Raw genomic sequence first — 16,498 nt, 5'->3', positions numbered from 1 at the left:
TCCCTTCTAGAGTTCGAGGTGGTCGGCGATGGAGCGCCGGTGATCCTCCGGCGTGCCCAGCAGTTCACGATTGAGCAGTGCGCGGCGCAGGAACAGGTGCAGATCGTGTTCCCAGGTGATGCCGATTCCGCCGTGCATCTGCACGCAGTCCTGAATGATCTGTGCCGACCGCCACCCGACGTACGACTTGGCGACGCTGACGAGATACGCCGAGTTCTCGGCTCGGTCCTGCACTGCCTCTGCGGCACCGTCCACGGTCGCATGGCAGGCCTCGAGCCACATCTTCATGTCGGCGAACCGGTGCTTGAGTGCCTGGTACGAGGCCAACGGGCGACCGAAGGAGTAGCGATCGAATGCCCACTGCACGGTGAAGTCGAAGACGGTGTCGAGTAGCCCGACAGTCTCGGCGACCTGGAGCAGGTTGGCCACCTGGATCTGCCGGTCGATCAGCGCCGCCGTCGTGTCGATATCGCCGACGACGGTCTCGCTGCCGACCTCGACGCCGTCGAACTCGACGGACGCGTACTGCTTGACCATGTCGATGGAGCGCGAGCGCACCACGGTGACACCGGGAGCATCCGAGTCGACCAGGAACTGCAGTGGCCCGTTCTCGGTCAGCGCGGTCACCAGAAAGGCGTCCGCCTGTGGGCCGGCCTCGACGCGGTCCTTCGTTCCGGACAGGGTGTAGCCCTGCGCCGTCTGCGTGGCAGTCACTGCCGGAGTATGTGGGGCCCAGGCATTTCCGGGCTCGTACACCGCCCAGGCAGCCACCTTCTCGCCCGAGACCAGTTCCTCGATGGCCTTACCGTGATCCGGTCCGGTCCTGGCATCCACCAGTGCGGCCAGGACCACGTTCACCGGGTGCAGCGGACCGGGTGCGACGCCGCGGCCCAGTTCCTCGGCCACCGCCACCAGATCGAGGATGCCTTTGCCGGTGACGCTGCCGCCGCCGAGTTCCTCCGGAACCTGCAGCGCGGTCCAGCCCAGTTCGGCTCCCCTGCGCCACCACGAGCGCTCGAACGAGGTGTCCTGCTCGGCCAGGACACGCACACGACTGATCGGTGCCTCCTTGGCGAGGAAAGACTTGGTCGTTGCTCGGAACAGCTTCTGTTCCGACGATGTGTCCACTGTCATCTTGGTTGACCCTTCTGTTCCGTCGCCGCCCAGTCGTGTCGCCGACGTACGGCTCGTAACTGAGGGGAGGAACCGCGTTTCGACGGCATCGAATCGGTCTGCTCGACCGGTGGCAACGACCGATAGTTGTCGCCACCAGCAGAATGCGCCGCGAAATGCGAGTTGTCAAATGCCTTACGGTAAGACCAACGGAATAGTATTCTGTAGCGACGTTCAGCAGAGAGAAGGCATCATGGACACAGTCGATCTTGGCTCGGCAGGCGACGTTCGCCAACGGTTGTCCGCACACGGCTACCTCCCCGACGATCACATCGCGGGCACCGTGCACCTCGCCGCCGCACTCGGCAAACCGATTCTGGTGGAGGGCCCCGCCGGAACCGGCAAGACCGAACTCGCCAAATCCGTTGCGGCCATCACCGATGCCCGGCTCATCCGGCTCCAGTGCTACGAGGGTCTGGACGAGTCACGGGCGCTGTACGAGTGGGACTACCGCAAGCAATTGCTGGCCATCCAGGCCGCCCGCGGCGACGAGGGCAGCGACAACAAGGGCAGCGGCACCGACGCCGGCGTGTTCGACGAGAAGTTCCTGCTCACCCGGCCGCTGCTCGAGGCCATTCGAGCCGAGGATCGCGTGGTGCTGCTGGTCGACGAGGTGGATCGCCTCGACATCGAGACCGAAGCACTGCTGCTGGAAATCCTCTCGGACTTCCAGGTCTCGATCCCGGAACTGGGAACCGTCGTCGCCACCCAGCGGCCACTGGTCTATCTGACCTCGAACAACACTCGCGACCTGTCCGAGGCACTCAAACGGCGATGCCTCTACCTACACGTGGGATACCCCGACGCGGCGCGTGAGCGCGACATCGTGTTGAGCAAGGTGCCCGGCATCACCGAACAGCTCGCGGGACAGGTCACCGCGGTCGTCGAATCGTTGCGTTCGATGAACCTCAAGAAGAAGCCGTCGATCTCCGAAACCCTGGACTGGGCGCGCACACTCGTACTACTGGGCACCGACGACGTGGACGTGCAGACCGTCGTTTCGCATCTGCACGTCCTGCTCAAGTACCAGTCCGACATCGAGTCCGCCACCGCGGAACTCCAATCGACTCATGCCTGATCCGGTGCTCGGCTCACACCGACACCGGTGCCCGCAGGAAGTCCGCGACGGCAGCGAGCGCCCGATAGTCCGCGCTCGTCGCAAAGTGATCGGTACCGGCGAGCGTCACCAATTCGGCACGGCGCAACGAGCTCACGAGGGTGTCCGCGGGCCCGACATCGTCCCTGTCACCGAGAATCACCAGTACCTGAGCGGCGATGGACGCCAGCGCCTGCGCATCGGGTTGGCGGGGCACCGCTCGCACGAAGCGGGCGATCGAACCCGGGTCGTTACCCGCCGCTACGGCGGTCTTGGCCATGAAGGCCAGAACGGGATCGGCGATGGTGCCGGGTTGCTCGAACGCGTCGGCGATGGCCCGAAGACCTGCACCGTCGTTCCACATTCCGTCGCCGACGCCGAGCAGCGCGAGCCGCGCGAATCGGGTGGGATTACGAGCTGCACTGCGCAACAACATCAGCGAGCCCGCCGAGAATCCCACCGCGGTATCGATGTCGTTGTCCGCCGCCACCTCGAGGAGCGCGTCGAGGGCGGCGTCGTCGTCGCCGGCGTCCACGATCGCCCCGATGTGTCCGGGCAGCGAGAACCCCACTGCCTCGTAGCCGAGCTCACCGATGACGTCCGGCCACCCGTTACGTTCCCAGTTGTTGGCGTAACTGGACGCGAGTCCGTGCACGAACAGAATTTTGGAAGATGTCATGCTCGCACTGTAGCCGTTCTTCCGTTGGGCTACAGCATGATTCGATCGTCCGGGGAATTACGGTGCTGACCGCGATCGAGGGTGTCGTCAGCGAACTGCGCCGCATGCAGGTACCGATTTCCACGAGCGAGGTGCTCGACGCCCTGCGCGCCGTCACCGTCACCGACATCTCCGACCGCGCAGATCTGAAGTCGGCGATCGGCGCGTGTCTGGTCAAATCGAACGATCACCGACATGCCTACGACACCGTGTTCGATCTGTACTTCGCTGCCCCGGTGCCCGATTCGACCGAAGCAGCACAGCCGTCGACCGACACTGGAGCCGAACCTCTCGCATCGTTGAGCGACGCCGCGTTGCGCGACATCCTTCTCGACGCTGCCGCAACCGACGGCGACACCCTGCTGCGCGAGATCGCGAACGTGGTCGTCGATCGGCATGCAGGCATTCAACCGGGCCGAGCGGTGGCGGGCACGTTCTACATCTACCGCGCCATGCGCGCAATGGGCTCGGATTCCCTGGTGGCAGACATCGTTTCACGTTCCGCATCGGATGGTCCGATGCCGGGACTGCGCCAACGTATGGCGCGTGAACACGCCGAACGCCGCGTGGAGCGGTTCCGCCAACTCGTCGAGGGCAGGATTCGGCTGGCCCTCGTCGCGGACCGCGGAGCCGACGCGGTGGCAGCCACCCTGCGTGCGCCACTGCCGGAGGATGCCGATTTCCTCACCGCGTCCTCGGAGCAGATCGCGGCCATGCGGACCGCCATGGATCCCCTGGGCCGCAAACTCGCTGCCGCGCTGACCGGTAAGCGAAAACGCTCCGGCCGACAGGTCGTCGACCTGCGAAGGACCATTCGCGGATCGATGTCGACCGGTGGAATACCACTGCACCTGGCAATGGCCGATCCACGTCCGAGCAAGCCGAAACTGGTTGTCCTCGCCGATATCTCGGGATCGGTCGCCACCTTCGCAGAGTTCACGCTGCGCCTGATGTCGGCACTGCGGATGGAGTTCGCGTCACTGCGATCGTTCGTGTTCATCGACGGAGTCGACGAGGTGACGCACATCTTCGCCGAGGCGGACACCATCGTCGACGCCTCGAAGAGAATCAACGACGAGAAGCTCGGCGTCTGGCTCGACGGGCGATCCGATTACGGTCATGCTCTCGAATCGTTCGCCGCGGAATGCCTGCGCGATCTGGACAGCCGCAGCACCGTCCTGGTGCTCGGCGATGCGCGCAACAACTACCACAACCCCCGCGCCGATCTGCTCGATGCAGTGCGGTCGCGGGCCGCGCACCTGTACTGGCTGAACCCGGAGAAGCAGGTGCTGTGGAACAGCGGGGACTCCGTGATCGCGGAGTACTCCAAGCACTGCGACGGGGTTCACGAGTGCCGAAACATCCGACAACTCGTCGACTTCGTCGAATCACTGGGCTGACTTACTTTACAGAGAGGTATATCCATGACACTCGTTTCCGAGGCCATGCACGGCGCGGTCGGACGCACCGTGACGCAACGTTCGTCACACCCCATCTCCGAGTCCGATATTCGCAAATGGGCTCTCGCGGTGTACTGGCCGGCCGAGCCGCCGCGTCTGTATCTCGACAGTGACTACGCGGCGGGCACGGTGTGGTCCTCGATCGTCGCACCGGAGGAGTTCAATCCCTTCGCGTGGTCCGTAGCCGGTTCGACCCCACGGGCCGACGAGGCAGCCGACATCGATGCGAACGATCCGGACCGGTTGGAGAAGGCGCTCGGCATCGCCGGTCCCGGTCTGAAGTTCCAGCTCAACGGCGGACTCGTCGCCGAATACGGCGAACGGATGCGGCCGGGGGACGTCATCACCGGAACCGAGAGCCTGCACGAGTACCGCGAGCGCGACGGCAAACTCGGCTCGATGCTGTTCACCACCATCGAGGATCTGTGGACCAACCAGAACGGCGCGGTGGTCAAGCGCACCCTGATGACCCTGATCCGGCACTGATCCATTCACTGACACGAAAGCGACACACTTCATGACGAACACACAGACCGTCGCCGCACCCACGGTGGGCGAGGAACTCACTCCGTTCACTCGCGACACCGGTTTCGCCAACTGGAACCGATACGCCGCGGTCAACGACGAATTCGTACCTATCCACATGGACGACGAGGCGGGCCGAATCGCCGGTCAGAGTGGTGCATTCGGCATGGGCAACCTGCAGTGGTCCTACCTGCACAATCTGGTGCGGCAGTGGGCCGGGGACAACGCGGTGATCCTGTCGATGAGCTGCCAGTTCCGCAAGCCCAACACCAAGGGCACGGTCACGGCGCACGGACGCGTCACCTCGGTCGACTCGACCGAGGAGGGAACCGAAGTGGGCCTCGAACTGTGGACCGAGGATGCCGTCGGCGACAAGATGGCACCGGGTGCCGCGCGAGTTCTCCTGCGCTAGAGCGACTTCGAACGTAGTTCGGGGTGTGTCGCACAATCGCGACACACCCCGAATTACGTGGTGAGAGGGTCAGACCTCGAAGGGATCGTTCGGGATCGTCTCGGTGCTGAAGAAGTACGGCGCATTGTGGGTGTCGTCGGGATTGGCGGCGAGCAACGTCGGCCGGATCCGGGTGGTCCGGACGCCCTTGAGGTTGAGCCACTTCTCGGCCGAATCGATATCGGAGACGCGGAACGTCACACCGTAGATCATGTTTCCCCACTGCGCCACGTGGCGGCCCAGTTCGGATTCTGCACTGAGCGGCTGTGCGAGCTGCAGCAGGCAGTCGCCGAGCTGGACGATCTGGAACTTGGTCTGCAGCTCGTCGTCGATCCCGGAATGCACCGGAACAGCCTGGATCACATCGACATACGTGTGCACTGCCGCATCGAGGTCCTTGACGCCCAGCGTCACGTAGTTGGCCCGCTCGATCGTCAGCGGATGGCTACGCCAGATCTTGACCTGTGAGGACCAGGTGCCGAGCTGGCGCGGGTCGTCGGGCATATCGGTGCGGCACAGTTCCACCATCAGCCCTGCCGTGTCACGCGGGCTCGGGTAGAAGTAGACCGTCTCCGGGTCCATCTCCTCGATCTTGCCGCCACCGGGCTTGCCGATGTAGACGCCGCGTTCGATCAACCGGTTACCGATGGCCTCGAGATCGTCGACCTTGTATCCGACCGAATGCAGATGCTTTCCGTACTTGGTGAAGAACTTTCCCACCGGCTTGGTCGGATCCGCAGGCAGATTGGGAGCCATTGTCTCGACACAGAAGTCCGAGACCTGGATCAGGCCGGCCCAGCGGTCCTCGACCTCGAGCCACTGCGGCTCGTCGACGCCCATGAACATCAACCCACCGAACACGTCCTCGTAGAACTTGTTGAGCGACGGAACGTCGTCGGTCATGTGCACCATGTGGATCATCAGGCCGATTCCGTGATCGCCTGTCTTCTGAACTGTCTTCTCCATGTCACTTCTCCTGTGATCGTGTCTTCTGGATGAAAAATCAGATGCTGGTGAGGAATTCGACCACCGGCGGATGGTCGGTGACGTTCATCGTCTCGGTCATCGTCACCCGTCCTTCTCCCACGGCGCCCTGCAGCGCAGCAGCAGCTCCGGCCGCGTCGGCGTCGTCGATCTCGTAGATCGCGACGTAGCGGGGCAGCGCGTCGGCGTCAGCGGTGAGTACCTTGTAGCGGCCGACGGTGGTGATGGCCGGTATCGCCGCCCGAACATCGGGGATGTGCACCCCGTCGTACCATCGGCCGAATTCCTCGTCGTCGGCCGCGGTCGCCGGACTGCTGGAGGCCAGCAGTATCGATTTCGCCATGGTGAGTCCTGTTCTCTTCGTTGAAATTAGCTGTTCGGTCCGGCTCCGCGGTAGGCACGTTCGGTCATCGCATTCCAGCGGCTGGTGCGATGACCCGCGTCGTTGCGGGCGATGCTGTCGAGGATGTACCGGCGGACGCCCGTGATCGACTCCGGCAGGGCGCGTTCGGCGAATCCCGAACCCACGAGTTCGGCGGCGGTGGGTGCGAATGCGCGGGCGAGGCCGGCTGCCCGGCTCGGATCGCGATAGAGTACGGCCGACCCCGCCTCCGGTCCGATCACCCAGAAAACCGAATGCCGGAGCATTGCAACGTGATCGGCGTGCGCGAGGGCCATCGCGCCGCCGCTGCCACCTTCGCCGACCACGATCGAGACACTGACGCTGGACAGCGCAGCCATCGCGGCCATGGTGGCCGAGATCTCGTGCGCGATACCGTCGGCCTCCGCGTCGGGCGAGGGGTCGGCACCGGGGGTGTCGACCAAGGTGACCACCGGCAGATGTAAGCGGTCGGCCAGGGAAATGGCCCGCTGCGCAAGCCGGAACGCGGCCGGGCCCGGCAGACCCAGCCCGGCGCCCGGCACCCGATCCATCGCGATCAGCACCACACGAACTCCGTCGACGGTGGCGATACCCGCCCGTATCGCGGGATCAGTACCGCGCAGCTCGATCCACGAATCTGTAAGCCAGGCAGCCCATTCCAACCCCGAGGCGCGCCGGGGAGATCGTGCGAACCCTGCCACGTCCCAGGCGTCCGACGAGACCGGCGACGCCGCGGCGGTTCGAGGTCCACCTCGCCCTGCAGGGAGAGTCAGTGGGTCTGCGGCCGCCAGACCGAGCACCGAGCGAAGGCGGGCGGGTTGCTCCGGCTCGGGGACCAGCGCGTCGAGAAGACCGTTCGCGTATGCGGATTCGGCCGTGTGCGAGCTCGCCGGTGGACGCACCCCGGTCACCTGCTCGACCACTCGCGGGCCGCCGAAACCGATGACGGCCCCAGGAGCGGCGATGCGTACGTCGGCACCGGACGCCCACGAGGCGTACACCCCACCGGTGGTCGGGTGACGCAGGGCCGCCGCCGTCATCAGACCGGCACGACGGTGTTCGACGAGCGCGCTGGTGACCCTCGCCATCTGAACGAGAGCGAACATCCCCTCCTGCAGTCGAGCACCGCCGCTGCTGACTCGGAACGCCACCGGTAGAGCGCGATCGGTGGCGCGACGGACGGCACGGACGATGCGCTCGCCCGCAACGGCACCCATCGTGCCGCCGTGTCGAGCGAAGTCGCAGTCGATGAAGACGTGCTCTCCGGTGCCGTCGGGTGCGCGCACCGTTCCACTGCGCACCGACTCGATCGCAGGCGGGGTGTACCCGGCGAAGCCGAGCGGGTCGGTGGAGACCAGGTCCAGATCCCACTCGTCCGCGAAGTGCGTCGCCGTCTCGTCCACTCCGTCCGGGGTGCCGATCACCGAGGCTGTCACAGCGGATTCAGCTCGAGTACGTGTAGAAGCCGCGGCCGGTCTTGCGACCGAGCCAGCCGAGTCGTACGTACTGCTTGAGCAAAGTCGGCGGTTGGTAGCGAGGATCCTTGTATTCCTCGTACATCGATGCGGCCATGTCGTGGACGATGTCGAGTCCGATCAGGTCGCTCAGCGCGAACGGTCCCATCGGGTGGTTGAACCCGAGCTTGATGACATCGTCGATGGACTCCATGTCCGCAACACCGCGCTCGAAGGCTCGGATCGCGTCCACCAGGTACGGCACGATGAGCAGGTTTCCGATGAACCCCGGCACGTCGTTGACCACGACGGGGCTCTTACCTAGCGCCTTCGCGAACTCGACGAGCACGTCCACGTTGGCCGCTTCGGTGACCGGTGTCTTGATGACCTCGACAAGTTTCATCGACGGCACCGGGTTGAAGAAGTGGAACCCGACGACCGATTCGGGACGCTTGGTGGCCGCAGCCAGGATCACCAGGGGGATGGTGGAGGTGTTCGATGCGATGTACGCACCGGGCGCCACGAGCGCATCGATGTCGGCGAGCACCTTCTTCTTGAGGTCGACATCCTCGAAGACCGCCTCGATCACCAGGTCCGCATCCGCTACCGCGGCGAAGTCCGTGGTGATGGTGATGCGCGCCAATGCCTGCGCCAATTCGTCCTGCGTGATCTTCCCGCGATCGGCGGTTGCGCGCAGACCTGCCTCGATCCGCTCCTGGGCGGCCGTCGCCGCGGCCGTCGAGGTCTCGATCCCGACGGTGGCGAAGCCGAATCGCGCAGCGGTCTGCACGATTCCGCCCCCCATGGTTCCGCAGCCGACCACTGCAACCCGTGTGATTTCCACTGACACTCTCCTCACTAAAGCACTCCATAGGACCTACCGGTAAGTGTTACGGTAACCAGGACGATAACAGAGCTTCGCGGGACCTGACCTCGAAACGAAGAATTGATTCGATCCGGCGTCCCCCTCTCGACACACGCTCGGTACACACGCTCGACAGCTACGGAAGGCACGCCCGATGACTCGCGATCCCGCCGCCACACTCTTCGTCGACGGCCACTGGCAACACGCTGCAGACGGCCGAACATTCGACGTTCTCGATCCGGCCACCGACGCCGCATTCGCCGTCGCCGCCGACGGTGGTCGCGCCGACGCGAGTGCTGCGGTCACCGCTGCCACACAGGCATTCGACACGTGGGCCGGCGAGACCGCGTACGTCCGTTCGGCAGCGCTGCTGCGTGCCCACCGGTTGATGACCGAGCGAGCCGACGAGTTGGCGGCCCTGATGACACGCGAGCAGGGCAAGCCGTTGCGGGCCGCCCGCAACGAGGTGAACTACGGCAGCGACTTCCTGATCTGGTTCGCCGAGGAGGCAAAGCGGGTGTACGGCAGCAGCATTCCGTCCCCGCGCGCCGACCACCGCCTCTCGGTGCTCCGGCAACCCGTCGGAGTCGTCGCCGCGATCACGCCGTGGAACTACCCCATCTCGATGATCACCCGAAAGGTCGCTCCCGCCGTCGCAGCCGGCTGTACCGTCGTACTCAAACCGGCCGAGCAGACGCCCCTGTGCGCGGTGGCGATGTTCGAGATCTTCGAGGAGGCCGGAATACCGGCCGGGGTGGTCAATCTCGTGACGTCGAATCGTCCCGAGGAAGTCGGTGACGTGTTGCTCGATTCCCGGGACGTCCGCAAACTCACCTTCACCGGATCGACGTCCGTCGGGCGAGCACTCGGCGCACGCGCGGCGGCGACGATGAAGCGGGTGTCGATGGAACTCGGCGGGCACGCACCGTTTCTCGTGTTCGACGACGCCGATATCGAGCACGCCGCCAAGGGTGCGGCACTGGTGAAGTTCCTCAACACCGGACAGGCCTGCATCTGCCCCAACCGCATCTTCGTTCAATCCGGTGCCTACGACCGTTTCGTCGAGGTCTTCACCTCCCGGGTGAACGCAATGAAGGTCGGCAGCGGTGCCGGTGCCGGAGTCGCGATCGGCCCGCTGATCGACACCGACGCCATGGAGAAGATGGCGCGTCAGGTCGACGACGCGGTGGCCAAGGGTGCCAGTGTTCTCGCCGGCGGACACCGAGTGGACGTCGACGGCTCCCCGGGAAAGAACTTCTACGCACCGACGGTCCTCGTCGACGTCACCGAGTACATGGACATCTATCGCGAGGAGACGTTCGGCCCCATCGCGGCGATCATCCGTTTCGACGACGAGGCCGAGGCCGTGCGCCGGGCCAACGACACCGACTACGGACTCGCCTCCTACGTCTACACCGACGATCTGCGTCGGGCCGTCCGCGTCACCGAGAAACTCCGCTTCGGAATCGTCGGCGTCAACGACATCAACCCCACCGCGGCCGCTGCACCGTTCGGCGGAGTCAAGGACAGTGGACTCGGACGCGAAGGCGGCGCCCAGGCGCTCGACGAATATCTCGACGTCAAGCTCGTGGGCATGAGCCTGTGAGCACTGCACACGAAGGCGAGGAACACAAGATGACGCAACAACAATCGGTGATCGTGACCGGCGGCACCGGCGGTCTCGGTACCGCCGTGACGGCACTGCTGCTCGACAAGGGCTGGCGCGTCGTCGTCCCCTGGATCGCCGAAGCCGAGGTCGAACGCCTGGCCGAGCACTCCTCGAACCCGAATCTGGTGCTCACCCAGGCAGATCTGTTCGACACCGAGAGCACCGAGACCGTCGCCGCCCTCGGAGCTGCCGACCCCACCGCACCGTTGACCGCACTGGTCAATCTCGTCGGCGGGTTCGCGATGGGACCGCGCGTGCACGAAAGTCCGATCGGCGACTTCGAGCACCAGTTGAATCTCAATCTTCGACCCACCTACGCGATGTCCGCCGCGGCGATCCCCCACCTCATCACCTCCGGTGGAGGTTCCATCGTCGCGATGTCCACCAAGGCCGCATCGGCACCGTTCGCCGGAGCCTCGGGTTACGTCACCGCCAAGGCCGGCGTGCTCTCGCTCGTCGCGGCGCTGGCGGTGGAATACAAGAAGGACCGCATCCGCGCGAACGTCCTGATGCCGACGGTGATCGACACCCCGGGTAACCGGGCCGGGCAACCCGACGCCGATCGCAGCAATTGGGTTGCACCCGAGCGCATTGCACAGGTCATCGCTTTTCTGGTCGGGCCGGACTCCGAGGCCATCTCCGGAGCCCAGATCCCGCTCCCCGGCGTCGGCTGAGCGCAGCCGCACCGAAGAACTCGAGCCGGCCGCGGTGAGGTGTCCCGCGGCCGGCTCGCCCATCAGTTCCAAGGTCCTACGGTTTGACGGCGTACGAGACCATCGAGTGCGTGAACGGCTTACCCGATGCGCCCATCGTCCGCACGCGCATGACCGCAAGCGATCGACCACGTTGCACCGCCTCGGCGACGACGGTGACCTTGTCACCCTCCACCGCAGGCCGAAAGTAATTCGTACGCAACGACAGTGGGGACCACCGCGCAGCGCCGCCGTCGAGTGCTGCCACCGCGACGTAATCCGAGAGCGTCGCCAGCACACCGCCGTGCATGACCTGGCGTGGATTGTTGAGCCACGGTGCGGCGGCGATCTGGAGTTCGCTACCGGAATGGGTACGCTGCGGCACTCCGCAGAACATGTCCGTCAACGTCGCGGTCGGATCAGGACCGGGGATGTCCATCGGCTCGGAGGGACTGTCTCCGCTGGCGATGGGGAAGAACCGGCCCCACAGTGTTCCGGTGGTGCAGATGTTTCCGGACGAATCCCGTACGTCTCCCCGGGTCAGACCGCCCGAGGCATCGATCTGCATCAGTTCGCTCGCCGCACTGAGTTCGGGTCCCTGCCAGGTGGCAGCGGGAACGAAATCGAGGGACAGTTCCGAGGTGGCCATGCCCATCGTCGGGCCGGGACGCCGCACGAACAGTGGCCCACACAGGACACTGTCCATCATGATCGCCACCGAACTCGGATAGTGCACGCCCTCGGCGTCGGTCATCCACGGACCCGTGTGCATGCCGAGGCCCGTCACCCCCCAGTCCTCACGCCGATCGATGGCGAAGAGGGTCTGGGGGGTGTGTTCGGCGAAACGAGAAGCCGCCGGGCCCGTCAGGACGTCGACACCCCGTGGATGTACCGCCGGTCGCGGACCGGATTCGATCGTCATCAGCGAACTTCGATGATCGCCGCGCCTGCCTGGCCACCACCGGCGCACATCGCCGCAACACCGATTCCGCCGCCGCGACGCTGCAGTTCGTAGATCAGCGTGGTGAGCATGCGAGCGCCCGAGGCAGCAACGGGGTGCCCCAGAGAACAACCGCTGCCGCTGAAGTTCACCAGCTCCTCGTCGATTCCGAGTTCCTTGCACGCACCGACCGGTACCGAGGCGAACGCCTCGTTGATCTCCCACAGTGCGACGTCGGCGACGTCGATCCCTGCGCGCGAGAGCACCTTCGGAATCACTCGGATTGCGCCGAGGCCGGTGTCCTTGGGGTCGATTCCGAGCGCCGCCCACGCCCGCACGGTGGCCATGGTGGTCAAACCCTCGGATGCGGCGAGGTCTGCGCTGGTTAACGCGAGTGCGGCCGCAGCGTCGTTGATGCCGCTCGAGTTACCCGCGGTGATGTTGAAGCCCTCGATCTCGGGATGCAGCACGCGCAACGACGCCAGCTTCTCGAGCGTCGATCCGCGTCGGGGATGCTCGTCGACGGCGAATTCGACGATGGCCCCGTCCGGACCCTCCACCTTGATCGGCACGATCTCGTCGACGAACTTGCCCGCATCGATGGCCACGATCGCGCGCTGATGCGACCGGAAAGCCCACGCGTCGAGCTCTTCTCGGGTCAGCCCGAGGGACTGCGCGGTGTTCCAGCCGACGGTGATGGACATGTCCCGGTTGGGCGCATCGGCGCGATCGGGGTGGGTCGGTGGCATCCACCCGTCGTTGTACTCGTCGACGGTTCCGAGGACACGCTGGGACAACTTCGGTCCGGTGGACGCGGACATGACGCCGCCGGCCACGATCGCCTGTTCCATGCCGGACATGATGTTCGCGGCCGCGTTGCCCACTGCCGTCAGGCTTCCGGCGCAGTGCCTGTTGACGGCCTGACCGGACACGGTGGTGAGGCCGGCCTTGACCGCCGCGTAGCGGGCGAGGTCGCCGCCGCCGTAACCCGATTCGGCGAAGATGACGTCATCGAATCGTGCAGGTTCGAGACCGGACCGGCGTACCGTCTCCTCGAGCACGGTGGTGGCCAGGTCCTCTGCCGACGTATTCCTCAGAGATCCCTTGTACGCAGTTCCGATCGCGGTGCGCGCGGCGCTGACTATGACGGCGTCCGACATGAGCGTTCCTCACTATCTGCAGGGGGCGTGTCCACATCCGGGACAGAAGTCGGAAAACGCCCTGATTTTTTAATTCGGTACTAGCTACCGTAATGCCAACAGTATAGTAACCACCAGGGTCGGGGAACCGATTTCGACCAGCAGATCCACGCTCTCGAAAACACGGCCCGACGCCCTTCACACCACACCGCTCGCCGAGCGGCACGACATCAGGAGAATCCATGGAACTGGCAGGAAGCTCAGCACTCGTCACAGGTGGCGCAGGCGGATTCGGTGAAGCCACGGTCCGACGTCTGGTCGACGCCGGAGCCAAGGTCGTCATCGCCGAACTGTCCGACGAGAAGGGCAACGCTCTCGCCGAGGCCCTGGGCGATAGCGTCCGCTACGTCAAGACCGATGTCACCGACGAGGATTCCGTTGCCGCCGCCATCGCCGCCGCAGTCGAGTTGGGTCCGCTGCGCACCGCGGTGATCGTGCACGGCGGCCCGGCCGCAGGAAAGCGCATCGTGAACAGGGAGGGCAAGGCCTACCCTCTGGCCACCTTCAAGCGCACCGTCGACATCTTTCTCACCGGTACGTTCAACGTGCTGAGCCAGGCCGCCGCCGCGATGTCGTCCAACGAGCCACTCGACTCGGGCCAGCGCGGCGTCATCATCACCACGGCCTCCATCGCCGGCTACGAGGGCCAGGTCGGCCAGTCCGACTACTCCGCAGCCAAGGGCGGAGTCATCGGCCTCAACCTCGTCGCCGCCCGCGACCTCGCCCCCATCGGCGTGCGCACCATGTGCATCGCCCCCGGCACCTTCTTCACCCCCGCCTACGGAATGGAAGAAGCCGAGGCACAGGCTAAATGGGGCCCGGGAGTGCCGAACCCAAAGCGCATGGGACACGCCGACGAATACGCCCGATTGGCACTGCACATCGCCGAGAACGACTACCTCAACGGTGAGGTCATCCGAATCGACGGAGCACAGCGATTCAACATCTGATCGACCCGGCCTTCACCTGACCACCGATGCTGGTCACCGCGCAGTGCGGTGACCAGCATCGGCGTCACTGGTCGGCGGTAGGCTCCGGCGCACCTGCGTGGCCGACATTCGACTCGATCGGCGGGATTCCGCCAATTGGCAACACTATTGGCCGATCCGGTGCGTTTTCACATTCGATCGCCGGAGCTAGCGGACGGCAGTGACCACCGGATCGAGCAGGAACAGGCACGTCGTCTCTTCGTAGCGGTCGATCTTCGCCGTCACACTCAGGTTCGTCCCCACGCCGATCGTCTCCGGTACCGAGCCGGACCAGTGAAGATCGGCAGTGAGATTGACATCGCGGAACAGGAAAGCCGGCCCGGGAGCGGACGTTTCGCTGAAGTCGCCCGCGCCGATGAGGATGAGGTATCTGGTGCTTGCGTCCTCGTAGGGTGCCATCGCACCGATGCTGCCCGGGACCGACACCGTCCGACCTCGATGAGCCGACGCGAACGCTGCCATATCAGGTGAGCAGGTGTCGGTCAGTGCGAGCACGGCCGCGAGCTCCGCACTGTTCTCGGATGTGAGGACGACGCCTTCGGGCTCCGGCGATGGTGCCGGTGCCGTGCCTACCGCGTCAGGGGACGGTTGCTCGCTCGGTGCAGCTGCCTCACTCGACGCAGGACTCGCGGACTCTACTGGCGCAGTGTTGTTTTCACCGATCGCGCCGATGGCGATGACGGTCGCGAGGACAAGCGTCAACGCGCCGCCACCGACGATTTAGAGGAGCCGATGAGACCTGGGCGCGGGCCGTCGGAACGTGATCTCCGTCTTGATCTTCCCGGGTGACTGGGAAACGACCTCCCAGCCTTCGCCCTCCCACTTCTCGATGGTCCGCGACACCATGCCGCGGACCGCACGGACCGTCTTGGTCTCGTACGCGATGTCGGTGTCCGTAGCCATCTCGAAACTCCCAGCGTCATGCCGGAACGTCACCGGACTCGCAGGGAGCCTACCGACCGCCAACGCCTGTGCGGCCCGGGGTGTCGTGGTGCCCTGGTGCCGTGGTGCTCTGGTGTGCGCAGGGTCAGCGGCCGGTCCAGACCGGTGCGCGCTTCTCGGCGAACGCTGCCGGACCCTCTTTGGCGTCGGCCGATGCGGAGGTGGCTTGCGATTCCGTCGAGGTGATCGCCCAGCCTGCTTCCTCACTCGGACGGCTACCGTCGGGATGCTGACCGAGCGCAATCCGCTTGTGCGCCTGCACCGACAGCGGCGCATTGGCCGCAATCTGCTCAGCGAGTTCCAGTGCGGTGTCGAGGAGTCGATCGTACGGAACGACCCTGTTCACCAGGTTGAGTTCCAAGGCGCGCCGTGCGTCGATCGGCTCACCGGTCAACAACATCTCCATCGCGACGACGGGCGGAATCTTCGCGGCCAGTCGAAATGCGCCACCCGCTCCGGCCACCAGACCACGCTTGGCCTCGGGCAGGCCGAAGGTGGCCGTATCCGCCGCGACGACCAGATCTGCAGCCAGCACGATCTCGGTACCGCCGCCGAGGGCAGGCCCGTTCACCGCGGCGATCGTCGGCTTGCTGATGGCATGGCCCACCCATCCCGCCAGACCCCATGCCTCGCGTCCGGGCGGGATGATTCCCTCGCCGCGGGCGATGGCCTTGAGATCGGCACCGGCACAGAAGGCCTTGTCACCAGCACCGGTCAGAACGACCACACGCACATTCGGATCGTTGTCCGCCTCCTCCAGCGCATCGCCGACCGCCAGGCACAGCGCCTCGTTGACGGCGTTGCGAGCCTTCGGCCGGTTCATCACGATCAGCATCACGTTTCCTCGCCGACTGACCAACACCTCTGCGTCGTCGATGCCCGCCTGATCGTTCACTGCCGGTGCGTCCGTAGTCATGGGCCACTCATTTCTCGAGAAGTGCGATGGGCACAGTCCGTAT

18 protein-coding genes are annotated in these 16,498 nt (G+C 65.2%); 7 read left to right on the top strand and 11 right to left on the bottom strand.

Annotated features, from left to right (window positions below):
• Positions 1-6 precede the first annotated feature (6 nt).
• The gene (locus VF34_RS07485) at positions 7-1,134 is read right to left on the bottom strand and encodes an acyl-CoA dehydrogenase family protein (protein WP_032375034.1); all 1,128 of its coding nucleotides are present in this window, start codon (positions 1,132-1,134) and stop codon (positions 7-9) included.
• 232 nt (positions 1,135-1,366) lie between these two features.
• Here VF34_RS07485 and VF34_RS07480 point away from each other — a divergent pair, with 232 nt between their 5' ends.
• A complete protein-coding gene (locus VF34_RS07480; protein ID WP_045841160.1) occupies positions 1,367-2,251 on the top strand; it encodes an AAA family ATPase in 885 nt (294 codons plus the stop codon).
• Positions 2,252-2,264: 13 nt separating this feature from the next.
• Here VF34_RS07480 and VF34_RS07475 read toward each other — a convergent pair whose 3' ends face one another.
• Positions 2,265-2,948, bottom strand: coding sequence for an alpha/beta fold hydrolase (locus VF34_RS07475; RefSeq protein WP_032375032.1), 684 nt, complete (start codon positions 2,946-2,948; stop codon positions 2,265-2,267).
• A gap of 62 nt (positions 2,949-3,010) precedes the next feature.
• Here VF34_RS07475 and VF34_RS07470 point away from each other — a divergent pair, with 62 nt between their 5' ends.
• From VF34_RS07470 to VF34_RS07460, 3 genes are read left to right on the top strand one after another with little or no spacing between them, the layout of a single operon-like run.
• Positions 3,011-4,387: a vWA domain-containing protein gene (locus VF34_RS07470; RefSeq protein ID WP_032375031.1), complete on the top strand. Its 1,377-nt coding sequence runs from the start codon at positions 3,011-3,013 to the stop codon at positions 4,385-4,387.
• Positions 4,388-4,411: 24 nt separating this feature from the next.
• On the top strand, positions 4,412-4,933 hold the full coding sequence (locus VF34_RS07465) for an FAS1-like dehydratase domain-containing protein (protein ID WP_032375030.1): 522 nt from the start codon (positions 4,412-4,414) through the stop codon (positions 4,931-4,933).
• Between the two features lie 31 nt (positions 4,934-4,964).
• Entirely contained in the window at positions 4,965-5,384 is a 420-nt protein-coding gene (locus VF34_RS07460) for a hotdog family protein (RefSeq protein WP_032375029.1), read from the top strand.
• A 69-nt stretch (positions 5,385-5,453) separates the two neighbouring features.
• Here the strand turns inward: VF34_RS07460 and VF34_RS07455 are convergent, their stop codons facing one another.
• Genes VF34_RS07455 through VF34_RS07440 form a run of 4 tightly spaced genes read right to left on the bottom strand, consistent with a single transcriptional unit; the run spans position 5,454 to position 9,087 of the window.
• A complete protein-coding gene (locus tag VF34_RS07455; protein ID WP_032375028.1) occupies positions 5,454-6,389 on the bottom strand; it encodes a VOC family protein in 936 nt (311 codons plus the stop codon).
• Positions 6,390-6,426: 37 nt separating this feature from the next.
• Positions 6,427-6,750 carry a DUF4286 family protein gene (locus tag VF34_RS07450; protein ID WP_032375027.1) on the bottom strand — a complete coding sequence of 108 codons (324 nt, stop codon included), beginning with the start codon at positions 6,748-6,750 and terminating at the stop codon, positions 6,427-6,429.
• A gap of 26 nt (positions 6,751-6,776) precedes the next feature.
• Positions 6,777-8,225 carry a carboxyl transferase domain-containing protein gene (locus tag VF34_RS07445; protein WP_052063130.1) on the bottom strand — a complete coding sequence of 483 codons (1,449 nt, stop codon included), beginning with the start codon at positions 8,223-8,225 and terminating at the stop codon, positions 6,777-6,779.
• 7 nt (positions 8,226-8,232) lie between these two features.
• A complete protein-coding gene (locus tag VF34_RS07440) occupies positions 8,233-9,087 on the bottom strand; it encodes a 3-hydroxyacyl-CoA dehydrogenase family protein (RefSeq protein WP_032375026.1) in 855 nt (284 codons plus the stop codon).
• 175 nt (positions 9,088-9,262) lie between these two features.
• On the opposite strand from VF34_RS07440, the gene VF34_RS07435 reads away from it, so the two are divergent.
• Positions 9,263-10,714, top strand: a complete 1,452-nt coding sequence (locus tag VF34_RS07435; RefSeq protein WP_032375025.1) for an NAD-dependent succinate-semialdehyde dehydrogenase — start codon at positions 9,263-9,265, stop codon at positions 10,712-10,714.
• A gap of 29 nt (positions 10,715-10,743) precedes the next feature.
• Positions 10,744-11,451, top strand: a complete 708-nt coding sequence (locus VF34_RS07430; protein WP_032375176.1) for an SDR family NAD(P)-dependent oxidoreductase — start codon at positions 10,744-10,746, stop codon at positions 11,449-11,451.
• Positions 11,452-11,527: 76 nt separating this feature from the next.
• Here the strand turns inward: VF34_RS07430 and VF34_RS07425 are convergent, their stop codons facing one another.
• Both VF34_RS07425 and VF34_RS07420 read right to left on the bottom strand, forming a co-directional pair.
• Positions 11,528-12,391 (bottom strand): PaaI family thioesterase, encoded by an 864-nt coding sequence (locus tag VF34_RS07425; protein ID WP_032375024.1) that lies wholly within the window; start codon positions 12,389-12,391, stop codon positions 11,528-11,530.
• A complete protein-coding gene (locus VF34_RS07420) occupies positions 12,391-13,569 on the bottom strand; it encodes a thiolase family protein (RefSeq protein ID WP_032375023.1) in 1,179 nt (392 codons plus the stop codon). Before VF34_RS07420 ends, VF34_RS07425 begins: the two co-directional genes overlap by 1 nt.
• A 221-nt stretch (positions 13,570-13,790) precedes the next feature.
• Here VF34_RS07420 and VF34_RS07415 point away from each other — a divergent pair, with 221 nt between their 5' ends.
• Positions 13,791-14,558 carry an SDR family NAD(P)-dependent oxidoreductase gene (locus VF34_RS07415; protein WP_032375022.1) on the top strand — a complete coding sequence of 256 codons (768 nt, stop codon included), beginning with the start codon at positions 13,791-13,793 and terminating at the stop codon, positions 14,556-14,558.
• A 186-nt stretch (positions 14,559-14,744) separates the two neighbouring features.
• Here VF34_RS07415 and VF34_RS07410 read toward each other — a convergent pair whose 3' ends face one another.
• From VF34_RS07410 to VF34_RS07400, 3 genes are all read right to left on the bottom strand, one after another.
• Positions 14,745-15,299: a DUF4839 domain-containing protein gene (locus VF34_RS07410; RefSeq protein ID WP_032375021.1), complete on the bottom strand. Its 555-nt coding sequence runs from the start codon at positions 15,297-15,299 to the stop codon at positions 14,745-14,747.
• An 18-nt stretch (positions 15,300-15,317) separates the two neighbouring features.
• Positions 15,318-15,500 carry a hypothetical protein gene (locus VF34_RS07405; protein ID WP_155289621.1) on the bottom strand — a complete coding sequence of 61 codons (183 nt, stop codon included), beginning with the start codon at positions 15,498-15,500 and terminating at the stop codon, positions 15,318-15,320.
• A gap of 124 nt (positions 15,501-15,624) precedes the next feature.
• The gene (locus VF34_RS07400; protein WP_032375019.1) at positions 15,625-16,455 is read right to left on the bottom strand and encodes an enoyl-CoA hydratase-related protein; all 831 of its coding nucleotides are present in this window, start codon (positions 16,453-16,455) and stop codon (positions 15,625-15,627) included.
• Positions 16,456-16,498: the final 43 nt, after the last annotated feature.

The sequence above is a fragment of the Rhodococcus sp. PML026 genome (genome assembly GCF_000963615.1).
Taxonomy (GTDB): Bacteria; Actinomycetota; Actinomycetes; order Mycobacteriales; family Mycobacteriaceae; genus Rhodococcoides; species Rhodococcoides fascians.
This window is presented reverse-complemented; position numbering and strand designations above follow the sequence as displayed.

Excerpts from the sequence above, each read along its gene's own strand:
- VF34_RS07455 (WP_032375028.1), bottom strand. The coding sequence starts at position 6,389 with ATGGAGAAGACAGTTCAGAAGACAGGCGATCACGGAATCGGCCTGATG.
- VF34_RS07480 (WP_045841160.1), top strand. The coding sequence starts at position 1,367 with ATGGACACAGTCGATCTTGGCTCGGCAGGCGACGTTCGCCAACGGTTG.
- VF34_RS07405 (WP_155289621.1), bottom strand. The coding sequence starts at position 15,500 with ATGGCTACGGACACCGACATCGCGTACGAGACCAAGACGGTCCGTGCG.
- VF34_RS07435 (WP_032375025.1), top strand. The coding sequence starts at position 9,263 with ATGACTCGCGATCCCGCCGCCACACTCTTCGTCGACGGCCACTGGCAA.
- VF34_RS07420 (WP_032375023.1), bottom strand. The coding sequence starts at position 13,569 with ATGTCGGACGCCGTCATAGTCAGCGCCGCGCGCACCGCGATCGGAACT.
- VF34_RS07460 (WP_032375029.1), top strand. The coding sequence starts at position 4,965 with ATGACGAACACACAGACCGTCGCCGCACCCACGGTGGGCGAGGAACTC.
- VF34_RS07475 (WP_032375032.1), bottom strand. The coding sequence starts at position 2,948 with ATGACATCTTCCAAAATTCTGTTCGTGCACGGACTCGCGTCCAGTTAC.
- VF34_RS07430 (WP_032375176.1), top strand. The coding sequence starts at position 10,744 with ATGACGCAACAACAATCGGTGATCGTGACCGGCGGCACCGGCGGTCTC.
- VF34_RS07415 (WP_032375022.1), top strand. The coding sequence starts at position 13,791 with ATGGAACTGGCAGGAAGCTCAGCACTCGTCACAGGTGGCGCAGGCGGA.
- VF34_RS07465 (WP_032375030.1), top strand. The coding sequence starts at position 4,412 with ATGACACTCGTTTCCGAGGCCATGCACGGCGCGGTCGGACGCACCGTG.
- VF34_RS07450 (WP_032375027.1), bottom strand. The coding sequence starts at position 6,750 with ATGGCGAAATCGATACTGCTGGCCTCCAGCAGTCCGGCGACCGCGGCC.
- VF34_RS07485 (WP_032375034.1), bottom strand. The coding sequence starts at position 1,134 with ATGACAGTGGACACATCGTCGGAACAGAAGCTGTTCCGAGCAACGACC.
- VF34_RS07425 (WP_032375024.1), bottom strand. The coding sequence starts at position 12,391 with ATGACGATCGAATCCGGTCCGCGACCGGCGGTACATCCACGGGGTGTC.
- VF34_RS07400 (WP_032375019.1), bottom strand. The coding sequence starts at position 16,455 with ATGACTACGGACGCACCGGCAGTGAACGATCAGGCGGGCATCGACGAC.